Origin of the sequence: Streptomyces humicola (assembly GCF_024436035.1) — a bacterium.
In the GTDB taxonomy this organism is placed as follows: domain Bacteria; phylum Actinomycetota; class Actinomycetes; order Streptomycetales; family Streptomycetaceae; genus Streptantibioticus_B; species Streptantibioticus_B humicola.
The window spans coordinates 660500-677388 of the sequence record NZ_JANFNG010000001.1 but is presented as its reverse complement, the minus strand read 5'-3'; the positions used below and the strand labels follow the sequence as shown (position 1 = coordinate 677388).

The 16889-nt window shown below is 70.2% G+C and carries 16 protein-coding genes; 7 read left to right on the top strand and 9 right to left on the bottom strand.

Going from position 1 to position 16889, the window contains the following annotated elements:
• Positions 1–105 precede the first annotated feature (105 nt).
• A complete protein-coding gene (locus tag NGB36_RS03175; protein WP_255918460.1) occupies positions 106–1077 on the bottom strand; it encodes an MBL fold metallo-hydrolase in 972 nt (323 codons plus the stop codon).
• Positions 1074–2570 carry a carboxylesterase/lipase family protein gene (locus NGB36_RS03170; protein ID WP_255918459.1) on the bottom strand — a complete coding sequence of 499 codons (1497 nt, stop codon included), beginning with the start codon at positions 2568–2570 and terminating at the stop codon, positions 1074–1076. The genes NGB36_RS03175 and NGB36_RS03170 overlap by 4 nt, the downstream gene beginning before the upstream one ends.
• 219 nt (positions 2571–2789) lie before the next feature.
• Between NGB36_RS03170 and NGB36_RS03165 the strand changes: the two genes are divergently transcribed.
• Entirely contained in the window at positions 2790–3569 is a 780-nt protein-coding gene (locus NGB36_RS03165; protein ID WP_255918458.1) for a G1 family glutamic endopeptidase, read from the top strand.
• 114 nt (positions 3570–3683) lie between these two features.
• Here the strand turns inward: NGB36_RS03165 and NGB36_RS03160 are convergent, their stop codons facing one another.
• On the bottom strand, positions 3684–4745 hold the full coding sequence (locus tag NGB36_RS03160) for an ATP-dependent DNA ligase (RefSeq protein ID WP_255918457.1): 1062 nt from the start codon (positions 4743–4745) through the stop codon (positions 3684–3686).
• Positions 4746–4811: 66 nt separating this feature from the next.
• On the opposite strand from NGB36_RS03160, the gene ligD reads away from it, so the two are divergent.
• Together ligD and kilB are read left to right on the top strand one after the other, a co-directional pair.
• Positions 4812–5822: a non-homologous end-joining DNA ligase gene (gene ligD / locus NGB36_RS03155; protein ID WP_255918456.1), complete on the top strand. Its 1011-nt coding sequence runs from the start codon at positions 4812–4814 to the stop codon at positions 5820–5822.
• Between the two features lie 199 nt (positions 5823–6021).
• Positions 6022–6456, top strand: coding sequence for a plasmid transfer protein KilB (gene kilB, locus NGB36_RS03150; RefSeq protein ID WP_505016736.1), 435 nt, complete (start codon positions 6022–6024; stop codon positions 6454–6456).
• 269 nt (positions 6457–6725) lie between these two features.
• Here kilB and NGB36_RS03140 read toward each other — a convergent pair whose 3' ends face one another.
• From NGB36_RS03140 to accD, 4 genes are all read right to left on the bottom strand, one after another.
• The gene (locus NGB36_RS03140; RefSeq protein ID WP_255918454.1) at positions 6726–7649 is read right to left on the bottom strand and encodes an SDR family oxidoreductase; all 924 of its coding nucleotides are present in this window, start codon (positions 7647–7649) and stop codon (positions 6726–6728) included.
• Positions 7650–7748: 99 nt separating this feature from the next.
• On the bottom strand, positions 7749–9164 hold the full coding sequence (locus tag NGB36_RS03135) for an acetyl-CoA carboxylase biotin carboxylase subunit (RefSeq protein ID WP_255918530.1): 1416 nt from the start codon (positions 9162–9164) through the stop codon (positions 7749–7751).
• A 68-nt stretch (positions 9165–9232) separates the two neighbouring features.
• A complete protein-coding gene (gene accB, locus NGB36_RS03130; RefSeq protein WP_255918453.1) occupies positions 9233–9829 on the bottom strand; it encodes an acetyl-CoA carboxylase biotin carboxyl carrier protein in 597 nt (198 codons plus the stop codon).
• Positions 9826–11613: an acetyl-CoA carboxylase, carboxyltransferase subunit beta gene (gene accD / locus NGB36_RS03125; RefSeq protein ID WP_269469693.1), complete on the bottom strand. Its 1788-nt coding sequence runs from the start codon at positions 11611–11613 to the stop codon at positions 9826–9828. The genes accB and accD overlap by 4 nt, the downstream gene beginning before the upstream one ends.
• A gap of 493 nt (positions 11614–12106) precedes the next feature.
• On the opposite strand from accD, the gene NGB36_RS03120 reads away from it, so the two are divergent.
• The 3 genes from NGB36_RS03120 to NGB36_RS03110 all read left to right on the top strand — a co-directional run bounded on the left by NGB36_RS03120 (position 12107) and on the right by NGB36_RS03110 (position 15073).
• A complete protein-coding gene (locus tag NGB36_RS03120; RefSeq protein WP_255918451.1) occupies positions 12107–13177 on the top strand; it encodes a type III polyketide synthase in 1071 nt (356 codons plus the stop codon).
• 74 nt (positions 13178–13251) lie between these two features.
• A complete protein-coding gene (locus tag NGB36_RS03115; protein ID WP_255918450.1) occupies positions 13252–14466 on the top strand; it encodes a cytochrome P450 in 1215 nt (404 codons plus the stop codon).
• Between the two features lie 43 nt (positions 14467–14509).
• Positions 14510–15073, top strand: a complete 564-nt coding sequence (locus tag NGB36_RS03110) for a cupin domain-containing protein (protein ID WP_255918529.1) — start codon at positions 14510–14512, stop codon at positions 15071–15073.
• A gap of 59 nt (positions 15074–15132) precedes the next feature.
• On the opposite strand, the gene NGB36_RS03105 is transcribed toward NGB36_RS03110, so the two are convergent.
• Complete coding sequence (locus NGB36_RS03105) at positions 15133–15345, bottom strand: CAP-Gly domain-containing protein (RefSeq protein ID WP_255918449.1); 213 nt, start codon at positions 15343–15345, stop codon at positions 15133–15135.
• Positions 15342–15722 carry a hypothetical protein gene (locus NGB36_RS03100; RefSeq protein ID WP_255918448.1) on the bottom strand — a complete coding sequence of 127 codons (381 nt, stop codon included), beginning with the start codon at positions 15720–15722 and terminating at the stop codon, positions 15342–15344. The genes NGB36_RS03105 and NGB36_RS03100 overlap by 4 nt, the downstream gene beginning before the upstream one ends.
• Before the next feature lie 156 nt (positions 15723–15878).
• Here NGB36_RS03100 and NGB36_RS03095 point away from each other — a divergent pair, with 156 nt between their 5' ends.
• Positions 15879–16736 carry a hypothetical protein gene (locus NGB36_RS03095; protein WP_255918447.1) on the top strand — a complete coding sequence of 286 codons (858 nt, stop codon included), beginning with the start codon at positions 15879–15881 and terminating at the stop codon, positions 16734–16736.
• The last annotated feature ends 153 nt before the right edge of the window (positions 16737–16889 follow it).

Sequence of the window (16889 nt, the reverse complement as noted above, 5' to 3'; positions counted from 1 at the left end):
CGCGTCAACGGAACCTCCCAGGGGCATGGCCTGACCTGGCCTGCGCTCTCCCCCAGGGTGGGAAGCCCGCTCGAGGCTGCTTCGCGGACGGCTCGACCTGCCGGGCTAACGGGCCTGTTCGGCCTCCTGGGCGTGGCGCGCCGCCTCGGCCATGAAGGCGAGCAGGTCCGGCGGCTCGGTGACGCCGCCGAGGTGGCGGTACTCGACGGCGGTGAGGATGGCCAGGCGTTCCGGCAGTCCCAGGTGCGGGTGGCGGTTCTCGCGGAGCAGCTCGGACGTCGCCTTGCGCTCGTCCAGGCCGCGTGCGTGGAGTGTGTGGATGCGGCCGCGCAGATCGGCGAGGTAGTCGAGGTGTTCGCGCAGGGCGGCCGGTCCGACGACCGGGCCGTGGCCGGGTACGACGGTCTGCGGCCGCAGGTCGAGGATGCGCCGGCAGGCGTCCATGACGCGTTCCAGCGGGCCGGCCCAGTGCACAGGGTGGTCGCCGGCGAAGAACACGTCGCCGGTGCACACCACCCGTTGCCGCGGCAGGTGGACGATCAGGTCGCCGGCGGTGTGGGCGGGCCCGACCTCGATCAGGTGCAGTTCGTCCTCGTCGCCCGGGTGCACGGTGAGCTCGGCGGTGAACGTCCGGGTCGGCGGGGCGAGTTGTATCCCGCGGTAGTCGTAGCGGCCGAAGTGCCGCCGCAGATAGCGGCCGAGCGGCTGCCCGGGGTCGGAGCCGTGGACGAGCTGGTGGAGCAGGTCCGGGGCGGGTTCGAAGCAGGCGTGCTCGCGGCACGACTCGGTGGCGATGATCTCGGCGCCGGTGAAGAAGGCGTTGGAGTAGCAGTGATCACCGTTGGCGTGCGTGTTGATCACTGTGTCGAACGTCGCGCCGGTGGGCAGCACGCGGCGCGCGGCCGTGAGCAGTTGCTCGGCGAGCGCGGTGGTGTAGGGGGTGTCGACGAGCGCGGCGCGGGTGCCGGAGGAGACCAGGACGCAGTTGGCCAGGCCCCAGGTGCCCGCTCCGTCGGGTGCCCACACATGGACGCCGTCGGCGATACGGGTGAGGTGTGTCGTCGCGTGCTCGGTCACCGCAGTCCCTCCCACAGGGCGCGTTCCATCGGTCGGGGGTCGGTCACCGTCCGCGAGACGGTGTCGAAGCGCATCACGGTCCGGTGGTCGGCGCCGTATCCGGCCCACCCGGGGTCGCCGCTGGTCGCGAAGGCCACCCAGGCGGCATGCATGGTATCGGCGAGCTGCTGGGGAGGCCGCTCGCCGATGAGCGGGGCGAGGCCCTTGTCGTGCAGGTTGTCGAAGACGAAGCCCAGCTCGGCGACGTGGCAGGCGCCGATGCGGCCGTCGAACGCGGGCGATTGCCAGGCGAATTCGTACAGGTATGTCCTGGCCGCCCCACATGCCGCGTGGGCTTCGGCGAGGCGCAGGGCGGGGATGGCGAAGAACCAGTCGGTGGTGACGGCGGCGAGCAGGTCGCCGGGGGTGGCACCGGGCCGCCCCGCACGGTAGACCGCGAGCGCCTCGTCCACCAGGAGCCCGTACGCGGCGGCGGAGCGGCGCAGTTGCCACTCCTCCACCAGGTCGATCGCTCCGGTCGGTACGAGATAGAAGCGGAACTCGTCGGTGTTGTGGCCGATGAGGATGTCCACACCGGCTCCGGCTCCGGCGGCGATGCGTTCGGCCGGCAGCGCGGTGAGGGTCTCGCCGTCGATGACGGGGAGGAACGGGACCTGGTTGAGCGCCGCCTGGCCCCACAACGCAGGGTCGGGGCGGGCCACGATCTCGGCGCGCAGCTCCTGCTGTGCGCGGGTGACGCGGTCGACGGGCACGTCCGCGATCCCTGCCAGTGTGGGTTCGACGCCCAGCTTTTCGGCGAGCCGGGTGCCGATGAGGCGGGCGGTGCCGGGGGTCAGGGCGTGGTGTCCGGCGCCGCTTTCCAGGATCGCCCGGCGGAACAGTCCCCGGGCGGCGTCCATGGCGAGAAGCACGGCAATGCTCATGGCGCCCGCCGACTCGCCGAAGACGGTGACGTTGCCGGGGTCGCCGCCGAAGGAGGCGATGTTCTCGCTAACCCAGGTGAGGGCGGCGATCTGGTCGAGGAGGCCGAGGTTGGCGGGGTTGTCGCCGAGGACGAGGAAGCCGTCGGCGCCCAGGCGGTAGTTGAGGGTGACGCAGACGACGCCGTCGCGGGCGAACCGGCTGCCGTCGTAGGCGGGGACCGCGCCCGAGCCGTTGGTGAACGCGCCGCCGTGGATGAAGACCATCACCGGCAGCCCGGAGCCGGCCGGATCGGGCGTCCAGATGTTGAGGTTGAGGTAGTCGTCGCCGGGAGTGCCGGCCTCGGGGACGAGCTGGTCGTAGGGCGGGACGTAAGGGGCCTTGGGAGCGGTCGGGCCGTAGACGGTGGCGTCGCGGATCCCGTCCCAGGGCACGGCGGGCTGCGGGGGCGCGAAACGGCGTGCACCGACCGGTGGTTGGGCGTACGGGATGCCCTTGAACACGGCGACGGTGCCGGTGCTGATGCCGCGTACGGACCCCGAGCGCGTGCTGACCATCGGCTGCGTCGTCACTCGTCGTCGACCCCCTTCATCGGCTTCCGCGGCCCTGGCCGGCCGCTTCTCGCTCACGCCATCCTCTACCCGTCCGCCTCCGGTTCGCCGGAAGGTTGTGAAGGTCTGCGGAAGAGCAGCGGAAGAAGTTGCGGAGCTTCGTCGATTCCGGGCGGGAAATTCCAATCTTGACGGAGCGCCGACAAGTTCGGTGGCTCACCCCCCACACGAAGGAGCAGCATGTCGATCGCACGTCGAACCACCGCTGTATCCGCCTCCCTGCTGGCCGTTCTGGCCGGCGTCGGCCCGGCCGTGGCAGCCGGCGGCCCCGCCGTCGTCGACGCGCCACTGGACACCGTCTCCGGCCCGGGCATATCCGCGCACCGGACCGCACCGCACGGCCGCATCCTCAACAGCACCAGCTCCAACTGGTCCGGTTACGCCGCCACCGGGTCCACCTTCAACAGTGTCTCCGCCAGTTGGGTGGAGCCCACCGGAAACTGCAGCTCCACCGACACCTACTCCAGCTTCTGGGTCGGCCTCGACGGCGACGGGAGCAACTCCGTGGAGCAGACGGGCACCGAGGTCGACTGCTCGGGCGGCAGCCCGCAGTACTACTCCTGGTACGAAATGTACCCCTCGGCGCCGGTCAACTTCAGCGACACCGTCGAGCCGGGCGACCACTTCAACGCCTCCGTCACCTACAACGGGAACGGCGCGTTCACGCTCGTGCTGTCGGACACCACCAGAGGCTGGAGCCACACCGTCAACAAGACGCTGAGCAATCCCTCGCTCGCCTCGGCGGAGGTCATCGCCGAGGCGCCGTCGGACTCCAGCGGGCCGCTACCGCTGACCGACTTCGGCACGGTGAACTTCACCAATGCGGAGGCCAACGGCCAGGCCATCGGGACCTACAATCCGGACAACATCACCATGGCCTCCGGCGGCACCACTTTGGCCACCGCGTCCTCGCTGAGCAACGGAACCGACTTCTCCGACACCTGGAAGGCGAGCAGCTGACGCATCGCCGGCGCCGCTGACACCCTGGTAGCGCCCTCGCCCGGCGGCACCGGACCCCGGGCGAGGGCGCACTCATCGCCTCCCGCGCGGCTACCGCAGATGGCTGCCGAAGGCTCAGGCGCCGAGCACCTGCGCCAAGTCGTAGCCGACGGGCTCCTCCAATTGCCGGTAGGTGCAGCTCTCGGGCGTCCGGTCGGGCCGCCAGCGGCGGAACCGCGCGGTGTGCCGGAACCGGGATCCCTCCATGTGGTCGTAGGCGACCTCACACACCCGCTCCGGGACGAGCGGCTCCCAGGACAGGTCCTTGCCCCCGCTCCAGCGGCTCGGGCCGCCCGGCATCCGCGCGTTCGCATGCGCCGCCTCGTCGGCCCACTCGGCCCACGGATGACCGGTGGCATCGGCCATCCGCAGCGGCCCCAGCTCGTCGACGAGTGCGCGCCGGCGCGCCATCGGGAACGACGCGCAGACCCCGACGTGCTGCAGCCGGCCCGTCTCGTCGTAGAGCCCGAGCAGCAGGGAACCGATCACCGGGCCGCTCTTGTGGAACCGGTATCCGGCGACCACGCAGTCGGCGGTGCGCTCGTGCTTGACCTTCGCCATCACCCGCTCCCCCGGCCGGTACGGCAGGTCGAGCGGCTTGGCCACCACACCGTCGAGCCCAGCGCCCTCGAAGTGGGCGAACCAGTCGCGGGCCACCTCCCGGTCGGTGGTGGCCGGTGCGGTGTGCACCGGCGCCGCCGCCCCGGCGAGCGCGGCGACCAGCGCCTCGCGCCGCTGTGCCTGCGGCGTGTCCATCAGCGAGTCGTTTCCCGAGGCGAGCAGGTCGAAGGCGACGAGGGACGCCGGGGTGCGCCCGGCGAGGGTGCGCACCCGCGAGGCGGCCGGGTGTATACGCTCCAGCAGTTCCTCGAAGTGCAGCCGCCCGTCGTGGGCGATGACGATCTCGCCGTCCATCACGCACCGCGGCGGCAGCTCGGCCCGCACCGCCTCGACCACTTCGGGGAAGTAGCGGGTGAGCGGCTTGCCGGTACGGCTGCCGATCTCCACCTCGTCGCCGTCCCGGAACACGATCGCCCGGAAGCCGTCCCACTTGGCCTCGTACTGCATGCCCGGCGGGATCTCCCGGACGCTCTTGGCAAGCATCGGCTCCACGGGCGGCATCACCGGAAGGTCCATACTCCGATGCTCCCGCCCGGGCGGCCACGGCGCGCGCCGGAGGGCCCGCGACTCTAGCGTGGAGGCATGGCGGGCGCTGTGGAACTGGACGTCGCGGGTCGCACGGTCCGGCTGTCCAATCCGGACAAGATCTACTACCCGGAGCGCGGCTTCACCAAGCTCGACGTCGCCCAGTACTACCTCGCGGTCGCCGACGGCGTGCTGCGCGGCCTGCGGGACCGCCCGACGACACTGCAGCGCTTCCCCGACGGCGTCGCGGGCGAGTTCTTCTACCAGAAGCGTGCGCCGAAGGGGCTGCCCGACTGGCTGCCGACCGCACGGATCGCCTTCCCCAGCAGCCGGTTCGCCGACGAGATCTGTCCCACCGAGCCGGCCGCCGTGCTCTGGGCGGCCAATCTGGGCTGTCTGACCTTCCACCCCTGGCCGGTGCGGCGCGCTGACACCAACCACCCCGACGAGCTGCGGATCGACCTCGACCCCCAGCCGGGCACCGGCTTCGCCCAGGCCGTGCGCGCCGCGTACGAACTGCGGGAGCTGCTGGAGGAGCACGGGCTGCGCGGCTGGCCGAAGACGTCGGGAGGCCGAGGCGTGCACGTCTACGTGCCGCTGGAGCCGCGGTGGACCTTCACCCAGGCGCGCCGGGCGCTGATCGCGCTCGGGCGTGAGCTGGAGCGGCGGATGCCGGAGCGGATCACCGTTGCGTGGTGGAAGGAGCAGCGCGGCGAGAAGATCTTTGTGGACTACAACCAGATGGCCCGGGACCGTACCATCGCCTCCCCCTACTCACTGCGCGCACAGCCGCGTGCCACCGTCTCCACACCGCTGAGCTGGGAGGAGCTCGCCCAGGCCGAGCCGGAGGACTTCGATCTGCGGACCGTGCCCGCGCGCTTCGCCGAACTCGGCGACGTCCACGCGGAGATGGAGCTGTACGCCTACGGACTTGAACCGCTGCTCGAACTCGCCGAGCGGCAGGCAGCGGACAGCGGGGGAGGCGATCTGCCGTACCCGCCGGACCACCCGAAGATGCCGGGCGAGCCGCCCCGCGTCCAGCCGAGCCGGGCGCGGCGGCGCGATTAGTTCAGCCGATACGGCACTCGTCCGGGCCCCTCCTTGTTCGTGACGCATCGCTGAAGCGGGGGCCCTTCGCTCCCGGCGGCTTGTGTTGTCCCGCCGATCGGCACTACTACGGCTTGATCGTCTCGATCCACCAGTGCACTCGCTCCTTTTGTGGTCGGCTGGTGCCGTGGGAGCTATCTGGACAAGTGTCGTAGCTGTCGTGGGCACGCTGCTGGGGTCCGTGATGACGCATGCCTTCCAGCACCTCGCGTCCAGGCGCAGTGAGCTGTTCTCGCGGTCTGAGGCGCTCCGGCAGGAACGCATAGCTGCGTACAGCGCGTTCGCTGCAGTTGTGGAGGACTACCGTCATGGTCAGGCGAGCCGCTGGTACCGCAAGCAGCAGGACCCGGACGGCGAGGCGTTCATGACGGCGCGGGATGAGGCACACCGGCTCCGGACAGTGGCCCGGCAGGCGCTCTATCGGGTCAAACTGCTCACCGATGACCGAGCGGTGATGCTCGCGGCTGAGCGGGCCTACCAGCGCACGTGGGATGTGTCGAACGCACAGGACCAAGCGGACCGGGACTCGCGGGATGCCCGGGCGAGGCGGGCCATTGAGGCGTTCGTATTCCATGCTTCGCCGCTGGTTTGTTGAACTGAACGTGCCCGCTGTCACGAACCTCCGAGGTTGAGTCCGAAGCTTTCATGGCGACATTCGGATCGGCTCTGCCCGGCGTTTCGTGAAGCTCATGCAAGGAAGTTCAATACCTTCGCAGCGAGTTCGGCAGGAGCATCCTCCTGAACAACGTGGCCTGCGCCGGGGATGATCCGAAGGCCGGCCCCGGGAATGTGTGCGGCGAGCGGAAACGCCATCTGCGTGAGAAGGGGCGCGCACCGCGCAGGTGGCGTCTCCGCGGCTGGTCATTAGGAGGTGGTGGCAGGGGTGTGGAAGTAGTGGCCCTTGTCGAGGTCTTCGAGCAGACCGGGGTGGACCGGCTGCCAGTCCAGCAGTTCGCGGGTCAGGGTGTTCGACGCCGGGGCGTCGAGGCCGAGGAAGGCGCCCAGCCAGGCGAAGTGCTCGGCCGCGGACTCGGGGGCCACGGAGGTCACCGGCACGTCGAGGTGACGGCCGACCACCTCGGCGATGTCGCGGATCGCGACTCCCTCCTCCGCGACGCCGTGCAGCACCGATCCCGCTGGGGCATTCTCGGCCGCCAGGCGGAACAGCCGTGCGGCGTCGAAGCGGTGCACGGCCGGCCAGCGGTTGGTGCCGTCGCCGATGTAGCCGGAGACACCCTTGGCTCGGGCTATGGCGACCAGGGTCGCCATAAAGCCGTGGTCTCCTTCGCCGTGGCAGGTCGGAGACAGTCGCACCACGGATGAGCGCACGCCGCGCGAGGCGAGCGCGAGCACCGCCTGGGCGGTGGCCACTCGGATCGATATCGGCGAGCCGTCGATCGTGGGCATGTCCCGCTCGGTCACCAGATGCCCCGGCTTGAGGCCGGCCACCCCGGAGGCGAGGACGAAGGGGCGGTCGGTTCCGGCCAGCGCGTCGCCGAAGGTGTCGACGGCGCGGCGATCGGCCTCGGCGGCGCCCTGGAAGTCGCCAGTGAAAGCGATGTCGTGCTTGAAAGCGAGATGGATCACCCCGTCCGACGCGGCAGCGGTACTGCCCAGGACATCGAGGTCGTCGACGGTGCCCCGGACCACCTCAACCCCGGCGGCGGTGAGGGCAGCCGCGGAGGCGTCGGAGCGGGCGAGCCCGACGACCTGGTGCCCAGCACCGATGAGGTCGGGAACGACGGCGGAGCCGATCCAGCCGGACGCGCCGGTTACAAAGATGCGCATGGGAGAATCCCCAAACTGTTGATGTCAGCAACTGACATCTAGGATAGCATCTGATGTCATCGGCTGTCATCACGCCGAGCGTGATCCACCCGAGGGGCTCTAGGCCCGCCCTCCAGGCCCGTTCTCCAGGCCCTGCTTTCGGGCCCTGTCCTCGGGCCCGGACACCTCGGACTCCGACATCTCGGCGACGATGGAGGTGGTGTGGTCACCCTTGCGGAAGGTCTCGTCCGCCAGCACCCTGCGCAGGAAGCCGGCCGTGGTGCGGACCCCGGGACCTTCGACCACCATCTCGGCGAGCGCCCGGTCCATGCGGGCCAGCGCCCGCTGCCGGTCGGGGGCCCAGACGACGACCTTCGCCAGCAGCGAGTCGTAGTCGGGGGGCACTCGCCAGCCCGTGAAGGCGTGGGAGTCCACTCGGGTGAACGGCCCGCCGGGCGGCCGGAAATCGGTGAGGGTGCCCGCGGTGGGCGCGAAACCCCGCTCCGGGTCCTCGGTGTTGACCCGGCACTCGATGGAGACGCCACGCCGCTCCACGTCCGTCTGGGCGATCGACAGCGGCATCCCCGCGGCCACCTTGATCTGCTCCTGGACCAGGTCGATGCCGGTGACCTCCTCGGTGACCGGGTGCTCGACCTGGATCCGGCAGTTGATCTCCATGAAGGTGAACCGGCCCTCGTCGTCGACGAGGAACTCGAAGGTGCCCGCGCCGACATAGCCCAGGGCGCGGGCGCCGTGCACCGCCATCTCGCTCATCTTGCCGGTGAGTTGACGCGGAAGGTTGGGTGCCGGCGTCTCCTCGAGGAGCTTTTGGTGGCGCCGCTGCACCGAGCAGTCGCGTTCACCCAGGTGCACGGCGCGTCCGTGGCCGTCGGCGATCACCTGCACCTCGACATGGCGGGCGGCCGCCACATAGCGCTCCATGTACACCCGGCCGTCGCCGAAGAGCGCGAGGGCGTCGGCCCGCGTCCTGCGGTAGGCGGTCAGCAGGTCGCCCGGCTCCCGGACCACCGTCATGCCGCGGCCGCCGCCGCCCGCCACTGCCTTGATGATCAGCGGGAAGCCGATCCGCGCCGCGACCTCCTCGGCGGTGGCCTCGTCGAGGACGGCACCGTCGCTGCCCGCGAGCGTCGGCAGGCCGGCCTGCGCCATCATCGCGCGGGCCCGCGCCTTGTCGCCGAGTTCGCGCATCAGGGGTGCGGGCGGGCCGATGAAGGTGATGTCGTACGCCCCGCAGATCTCGGCGAAGTCCGGGTCCTCGGAGAGGAACCCGTATCCGGGGTGGATGGCGTCCGCGCCCGCCTTCAGCGCCGCTGAGATGACCGCCGCCGGGTCGAGGTAGCTGCGGCGGGCCGGCGCCGGCCCGATCTGGACGGCCTCGTCGGCCAGTCTCAGCGCCTCGGAGTCGCGGTCGGCGGTGGAGTGGACCGCGATGCTGCGGATGCCGAGCTCCCGGCAGGCACGCGCCACACGTACCGCGATCTCGCCCCGGTTCGCGATCAGGACCCTCTTGAACATCTCACGTCCGGCCATGTCACTCCCCGCTTCCTTCCCCGGCCCCCTCCGGCCCGCCGTCTCATGCGGGCCTAATCGGCAGCCTCCGCCTCGTGCAGGTCAGCGGATTCCAGCGGCTCGAGCGCGATGAGCGGCTGGTCGTACTCGACGGCCTGCCCGTTGCCGACGAGCACGTCGACGACGCGACCGGCCTGCTCGGCCTGGATGGGGTTCATCAGCTTCATCGCCTCGACGATCCCGATGTGCTGTCCCTTCTCCACCAGGTCGCCCACCCGGACGAAGGGTGCGGCGCCGGGTTCGGGGGCGTGGTAGAAGGTGCCGACCATTGGCGCGGTGATGTGGACGAGCCGTTGCTCGGACCCGTCCGCAGCCGCGGCGCCGTTGACGTGCCTGGCGTCGAGCCGCTGGTCGGACGGGAACGGCAGGCCGGCGTCAGCCTGCGACGGCGCGGGCTGCGCCGCCGCAGTGGGTTCCTGCGGCCACTCCAGTTCCACGACGGTGTCGCCCTGCTGGACCCGGACCCGGACCGGCGGCCGGTCCACGGTTCTGACCAGCCGTGTCGCGGTCCGCGCGAGGTACTCGGCCGCAGCGGCGGGCGCCAGGTCGGCGGCGCCGTCGAAGCTGTCGTGAAGTGGCTCGAGCTCCATCGCGTAGTGCTTGACTGTCATGCCGTTCCCTCCAGTTGGAATGAGACCGACAGATGGGTCGGGTCCGGCGGCTGGGCCGACGGGGCGGTGGTGCCGAACTGCCGGAATCGGCGGCGGCGCTCCCGTACCAGCGACTGGCTGTCCTTGCCGATGAGTTCGCTCAGGCATCCGGTCACCGCGGCGCGCAGCAGCGCCGCCGCCTCGTCGTGGTCGCTGTGCGCGCCCCACTGCGGCTCCGGGACGATGCCGTCCACCAGCTGATGTTCCATCAACGAACGGGCGTCGAGCCTGAGTGCCTCGGCGGCCTCGGGCGCCGCGGCCCGGTCGTGCCAGAGAATGGCGGCACACCCCTCCGGGCTGATCACCGAGTACATCGCATTCTCGCTCACCAGCACCCGGTCGGCGACGGCGAGCGCGAGCGCGCCCCCGCTGCCACCCTCACCGAGCACCACTGCGACCGTCGGGACGGGCAGCGCGGACATCAGCCGCAGGTTGTCGGCGATGGCGCCCGCCTGCCCGTGCTGCTCGGCGTCGACGCCCGGGTAGGCTCCCGGGGTGTCGATCAACGTCAGGACGGGGATGCCGAGCTTGGCCGCGAGGCGCATCACGCGGGCGGCCTTGCGGTAGCCGTCGGGCGTGGCGAGGCCGAAGTTACGGTCGGCCAACTCCCTTGTGGTGTGGCCCTTCTGGTGGCCGATGACCGCGATCGGGCTTCCGTCGAGCAACCCCAGCCCGCAGACGACCGCAGGGCAGTCGCCGCTCATCCTGTCGCCGTGCAGCTCGACGAACTCCTCCAGCAGATAGCCGAGATGATCGATCGTGGTCGGTCGGCCCACGTCGCGAGCCGTCTCGACGACGTCCCATGCGGGGCGCTCCGGTACGTCGCGGTGGTCGGTGACGACAGGACCACGGCCGGGGGTCTGCTCGTCGCCGGCCGCGGCCACCGCGCGCACCGGCCGGGTGGCGGCGCGCAGCAGGACACCGAGGGCGGCGCGCTGGCGGGAGCGGGGAAGCACCGCGTCGACCAGACCGTGGGCGAGGAGGAACTCGGCGGTCTGGAAACCCTCCGGCAGCCGTTCATGGATGGTCTGCTCGATGACGCGGGGTCCTGCGAACCCCATGCGTGCGCCGGGTTCGGCGATGATGACGTCGGCGAGGGTGGCGAAGGAGGCCGCCACACCGCCGTAGGTCGGGTCGGAGACCAGGGCGACGGTCAGCACGCCGGCCTCGTCGAGGGCGGCGAGCGCCTGTGCCGTCTTGGCCATCTGCATCAGGGAGAAGACGCCCTCCTGCATGCGCGCGCCGCCCGAGGCGATGGCGAGCACCAACGGCACCCGGCGCTCCAGGGCGACTTCGGCGGCGGCCGTGATCGCCTCCCCCTCCGCGCTGCCCATGCTGCCGCCCATGAAGCGGAAGTCCATCGCCGCGACCACTACCGGGCTCTCCTCGATCCGGCCGACCGCGACGAGCACGGCGGAGTGCATGCCGGTGGTCTCGCGGGCCTCGGCGAGCCGCTGCGGGTAGGGCTTGGAGTCGGTGAAGCCGAGCGGGTCGTCGGGGGTCGGGCCCGGCACCACGGGTTCGGCGCTGTCGTGGTGGAGCAGCTGGACGAGTCGCTCACGGGCGGTCAACGGTGCATGCCAGCCGCACTCGGGGCACGTCCTCGCCACGCGCTCGAAGCGCCGGCCATAGACGATCACCTGGCATGAGCGGCACTGCACCCACTCGACTCCCCCGGGTTCCGGGGCGTCCGCGGGATGCGGCGCCGGATCCGGAGGGCGGGAGTTCCGTGATCGGTCAGGCATCGGACCTCCAGCGGTCGCCGCGGAATCGCGGATGAGTCCGCCAGCGTGAGCCGGCTGATGTCCCGCCGACGTACGTCGGCTGATGTCGCTGTTGAGTGCAACCGCAGATGTAGCGATCCTCCTGACGATGGCTCACCGTGCCTGCCCGCCGACGGAGTCGGATGAAGGGCGAGGCGGCGGCAGTGGTCACCGGGACCGCTTGTGTCGATGGTGCGCCGGTGGGTTACGGGCCGCAACCGGAGCACCGTCCGCCCCGCTTCAGGCCTCCATGAGTGCAGCTCAGAAGTATCTATGGCCAAAGGTTCACGGTCTCGACATGCAGGGTCGGAACCCCTGCCGTAGCGTTGGGACGAGATCGACAACCGCATCGGCACACCGCACGGGACCCGCGGCGGCTTGCACTCCGCAAGCCCGCGCAGGCCCCTTTCGCAGCCCGGGTCGCATTCCGTGCGAACACACAGTCGGCGACAACACAGTCTGCGAGGAGAGATCCATGGCGGTTCTGTGCAAGCCAGCAGTCGCGGTTCCCGAACACGTCATCACCATGGACGACACCCTGGAACTGGCGCGGACCACTCACGTCGATCACCCCCAACTCGGGCTCGTCCTGAGGCTCATCAGGAACACAGGCGTGGCCAAGAGACACCTGATCCAGCCGATCGAGGACGTGCTGAAGCACCCCGGCTTCGATGCGCGCAGCGAGACGTATGAGGAAGAGGCCAAGGCCCGCGTCCCGGCCGTGGTGCTCCGGGCGCTCGACAACGCCGGAGTGGAGCCGGAGGAGATCGACCTGATCATCTACGTCTCCTGCACCGGGTTCATGATGCCGTCGCTGACAGCCTGGCTCATCAACACCCTCGGCTTCCGGTCGGAGACCCGGCAGATGCCGATCGCCCAGCTCGGCTGCGCGGCGGGCGGAGCCGCCATCAACCGTGCCCACGACTTCTGCACCGCCTACCCCGAGGCCAATGCGCTGGTCGTGGCATGCGAGTTCTGCTCGCTGTGCTACCAGCCCACCGACCTCGGCGTGGGATCGCTGCTCTCCAACGGCCTGTTCGGCGACGGCATCGCGGCCGCCGTCGTCCGGGGCCGGGGCGGCACCGGAGTCCGGCTGGAGCGCAACGGGTCCTACCTGATCCCGAACACCGAGGACTGGATCTCCTACGCGGTCCGGCCCACGGGGTTCCACTTCCAGCTCGACAAGCGGGTGCCGGGGACCATGGAGCCGCTCGCCCCCGCGCTCAAGGCGGTCGCGGCCGAGCACCGCTGGGACGCGTCCGACCTGGACTTCTACATCATCCACGCGGGCGGTCCACGCATCCTTGACGACCTGTGCCGCTTCCTGCTCGTTCCGCCGGAGGCGTTCCGCTTCAGCCGGGCCACGCTCACCGAGTACGGCAACATCGCGAGCGCCGTGGTGCTCGACGCTCTTGCCCGGATGTTCGACGAGGCGTCTGCCGTCGACTCCCACAAGGGGCTGCTGGCCGGATTCGGGCCCGGGATCACCGCGGAGATCTGCCTGGGCAGCTGGACCTCGTCGCCGCCCGAGGCGGCAGCCGCCTAGCTCAGGACCGGTCCAGGACCGGTTCAGGAACGGTTCAGGACCCGTTCAGGCGCAGCAGAAGCAGAGGAGGCACTATGACCACGCAGCCGAAGGAGCAGCAGCCACCGGCACGCTTTTGGAGCGTCGACGACGTCGACGCGATGGACTTCGACCCGGTGATGGAAGAGCTGCTCCACGAGGACTCGATGACCCGCATCAAGCTCCCTCACGGCGAGGGCGACGCGTGGGTCGCGGCCAAGTACGAGGACGTCAGGTTCGTCACCACCGACCCCCGGTTCAGCCGGGAGGCACTGGTCGGACGCGACGTGACACGGCTTGCGCCGCACTTCATCCCGCTCGACGACGCGGTGGGGTTCACCGATCCGCCGGAGCACACCAGGCTGCGCAAGACGGTGGCGAAGATGTTCACCGCACGCCGCGTTGAGCAACTGAGGCCGCGCGCCCAGCAGATCGCCGACCGCATGCTCGACGGGATGGAGCAGGCGGGACCGCCCACGGACGTCATGGAGCACCTCAACACCCCCTTCTCGCTCGCCGGTATCAGTGAGCTGATGGGCGTGCCCGAGGAGGACTGGCCGAAGATCGCTCACTGGGCCCGCAGGGTCATCTCCGCCTCGCACGGGCGGGCGGTGAGCGAACGGGCCAAGGAGGAGATCGGCGCGTACTTCGACGCGTTGGCGACCGCGCGGACCGACGACCCGCGGGACGACGTGGTCAGCGCCATGGCCGCCGCCGAGCTCGACGGTGAGCTCACCCGCAAGGAGCTCGTGGCGATGGCGGTGCTGATGGAGATCAGCGGCACCAACTCGGTGCGGTTCAACAGCTCCAACATGGTCTACCTGCTGCTGACCCACCCCGAGCACCTGGCGAGGCTGCGCGCCGAGCCGGAGGTGCTGCCGCAGGCCGTCGAAGAGCTGCTCCGCTATGTGCCGCACCGCAACGCGGTGGGCATGGCCAGGGTCGCGACCGAGGACGTCCCGTACGGCGGCATCACGATCCGGCGCGGCGACACCGTCTACGTCTCGTACGTGGCGGCCAGCCGGGATCCGGAGCGGTTCGAGGACCCGCACCGCATCGACTTCGACCGCACCGGCAACGCGCATCTGGCGTTCGGCAACGGGCCGCACTACTGCGTCGGACCGTGGCTGGCCCGGATGGAGTGCCAGGTGATGATCGGCAGCCTGATCGACCGTTTCCCGCGGCTTCGCCTCGCCGTACCGCCCGAGCAGATCGCATGGCGGCGCGGCGAGCTGATCCGCGGCCCCGAAGCCCTTCCCGTGACATGGTGAACGTGGTGAGTGAGGTGAGCCGGCGATGACTGCACTGGATGCGATGGGCGCGCTGAGCGCGAACAGCGCGAACAGCGCGACGAAGGTGACGGACGGGCTCGTGGTGCCGCCTGGCCAGGGCCGCAGACTGGTGACGCACGCACACGAGGTCACCTTCAAGGTGACCGGTGACCGCACCACCGTGGGCTCGGTCTTCGAGGTGGTCGTGCCGCCGGGGTTCGACGTGGGCGCGCATGCGCACGCCAACAGCGAGGAGCTGTTCTACGTGATCGAGGGCGAGCTCGAGCTGCTCGCCTTCGAACCCCGGACCCGCACGCCCGACAACTGGCGGTCGTGGGAGTCCGCTTCGGGCGCGCGCCCGGTCAGGGCGACCGCCGGCACCGTGGCCCACGTGCCACCGGGGTGCCCCCACGCGTTCGCCAACCCGACCGACACACCGGCCCGGATGTTGGTGCAGGCCGCTCCGCCGCCCGCCCACGAGCGGTACTTCGAGGAGCTGCTGGAGATCTTCTCCGCCGGCGGGCCGCCGGATCTCTCGGCCATCGCGGCGCTGCGCGAGCGCTACGACATCCAGCAGATCACCCCGCTGCGCACAGCGGCCCCATAGTGGGGTGACCCCGCGTGGGGTGACGCCGCGGGAGGCGGTGGCCGGCCGGTCCGCGGGTGTCAGCCGGCCACCGCCTCGACGGCCTCGACCAGCCACGGCCTGAGGATCTCCGTCACGGTGTCCTGGCCGTTGAAGGGAACGGCCAGGGGCTGGCGCACCCACACCCCGGGCGCCCCCTTGAACATGCCGGCGTGCATGACGGTGCCCACGCCGCCGTCGGTACGTACCCGGTCACCGACCGCCAGCAGCCGACCGTTGCAGCCCTTGATCATATATCCTCGGACAGTCGTACGTATACCTCGTATTTGTCCGCGAGGAAGCGCTTGAGCGTGCCGGTCTGGTTCCGCACCAGCCGGAACATCACGTGCGCCTCCTCATCGGCGGGAGAAAACCCGGTGTCGTCGCACCAGGCGAAGAAATCGCCCCGCGCCTTCTCCATGCGGGCGGCCTCCACCAGGACGGCCCCGAGGAATTTCGCGGCGACCGGCATGCGCTCGGGGCCGCGCAGCACGGTGTAGAACTCCTGCTTGGGCACTGCCGCCCAGTCGTGCCGCAGTGTGCATGTGCACAAACAGCGGTCGTCCTTGTAGCCGTCGCACCGCACCTCGGCGGCGATACCCTCCGCGCTCGTTCGGTCAGTGAACTTCATTCCTTGCTCTTTCGCCCGTTTCCGGGTGGTTCCACGGCAAACACGGGCGACTGGGGCGCGGGGGCGTCTTAGGTCACCTCAGCAAGGGACGAAAGGCCCCACGTCATCTATTTTGAACAGAAGAATTGACGAAAGGGATCAACGGGAAGGGCCTGTATGCGCCACATCGGCCGACTCCGTCGGCGGGCCCGTACGCCCTGGCAGCTGGTGGCGGGTCTCGTTCTCGTCGCCGTCTTCTGGTCCGTGTACTGGAGCTGGACGAGCGCGTATTCGCAGGAGGTCTTCCTGCCGCTGTGGCTGGGTTACATCCTCACCGTCGACGGCTTGGTGCAGCTGCGCACCGCCAGCTCCTTCATGACCCGCCGGCCGTGGGCGTTCCTCGCGCTCTTCCCGGCCTCCTCCGCCTATTGGGCGCTGCACGAGCTCGTCAACCACGTCATCCGCAACTGGTACTACGCGGCGCCTGCCCGCCACGGACGGCTGCACTGGGATGTCGCCCAGGGCATCACGGCAAGCATCGTAATCCCCGCGCTCTATGAGACCCTCGACCTGTACCGCTCCGTGAGGCGCGTGCGGCGATTGAGCGGCGGCCGTCTCCCTCATGTCGGGCCCGCGTCGGTGGTTCTGCCGTTCGCCGGTGTCGTGGCGCTGGCGTTGACGCTCGCCTTTCCGCGCGAGGCGTTCCCTTTGCTCTGGTTCATCCCTTTCCTGCTCCTCGATCCGCTCAACTACCGCGCCGGGCGGCCCAGCCTGCTGGGTGAGGCGGCCGAAGGGCGGTGGGGAACGGCGGCGGCACTGGCGCTGGCCGGCCTGACCGCCGGCTTCTTCTGGGAGCTGTGGAACGGCGGTTCGGCCGGTTACCACTGGGTCTACACGATCCCGCACCTGCAGACGGCGCCCCACCTGTTCCGGATGCCACTCCTCGGCTACCTGGGCTATCCACCGTTCGCCGCCTCGACGTACGCGGTCTGCCAGGCGCTGCGACTGCAGAGCCTGCCCCTGGTGCGCCCCTGAGCTACTACAGAGCGTAGGACTAAGCTTTACTCCCGCAGCGGATGCGAGGCGGGACATGGCATGACATGCCATACCGGAATGCGACAACCAGAACAAGGGGGACCAATCACCCTGCCGTATGGCCTTCCCATGTTTCCGGGCTATCCTCCGCGC

Bases quoted from the DNA above. Each gene is read 5' to 3' on its own strand.
- NGB36_RS03165 (WP_255918458.1), top strand. From the start codon at position 2,790: ATGTCGATCGCACGTCGAACCACCGCTGTATCCGCCTCCCTGCTGGCC.
- NGB36_RS03160 (WP_255918457.1), bottom strand. From the start codon at position 4,745: ATGGACCTTCCGGTGATGCCGCCCGTGGAGCCGATGCTTGCCAAGAGC.
- ligD (WP_255918456.1), top strand. From the start codon at position 4,812: ATGGCGGGCGCTGTGGAACTGGACGTCGCGGGTCGCACGGTCCGGCTG.
- NGB36_RS03140 (WP_255918454.1), bottom strand. From the start codon at position 7,649: ATGCGCATCTTTGTAACCGGCGCGTCCGGCTGGATCGGCTCCGCCGTC.
- NGB36_RS03135 (WP_255918530.1), bottom strand. From the start codon at position 9,164: ATGTTCAAGAGGGTCCTGATCGCGAACCGGGGCGAGATCGCGGTACGT.
- accB (WP_255918453.1), bottom strand. From the start codon at position 9,829: ATGACAGTCAAGCACTACGCGATGGAGCTCGAGCCACTTCACGACAGC.
- accD (WP_269469693.1), bottom strand. From the start codon at position 11,613: ATGCCTGACCGATCACGGAACTCCCGCCCTCCGGATCCGGCGCCGCAT.
- NGB36_RS03120 (WP_255918451.1), top strand. From the start codon at position 12,107: ATGGCGGTTCTGTGCAAGCCAGCAGTCGCGGTTCCCGAACACGTCATC.
- NGB36_RS03115 (WP_255918450.1), top strand. From the start codon at position 13,252: ATGACCACGCAGCCGAAGGAGCAGCAGCCACCGGCACGCTTTTGGAGC.
- NGB36_RS03110 (WP_255918529.1), top strand. From the start codon at position 14,510: ATGGGCGCGCTGAGCGCGAACAGCGCGAACAGCGCGACGAAGGTGACG.
- NGB36_RS03105 (WP_255918449.1), bottom strand. From the start codon at position 15,345: ATGATCAAGGGCTGCAACGGTCGGCTGCTGGCGGTCGGTGACCGGGTA.
- NGB36_RS03100 (WP_255918448.1), bottom strand. From the start codon at position 15,722: ATGAAGTTCACTGACCGAACGAGCGCGGAGGGTATCGCCGCCGAGGTG.
- NGB36_RS03095 (WP_255918447.1), top strand. From the start codon at position 15,879: ATGCGCCACATCGGCCGACTCCGTCGGCGGGCCCGTACGCCCTGGCAG.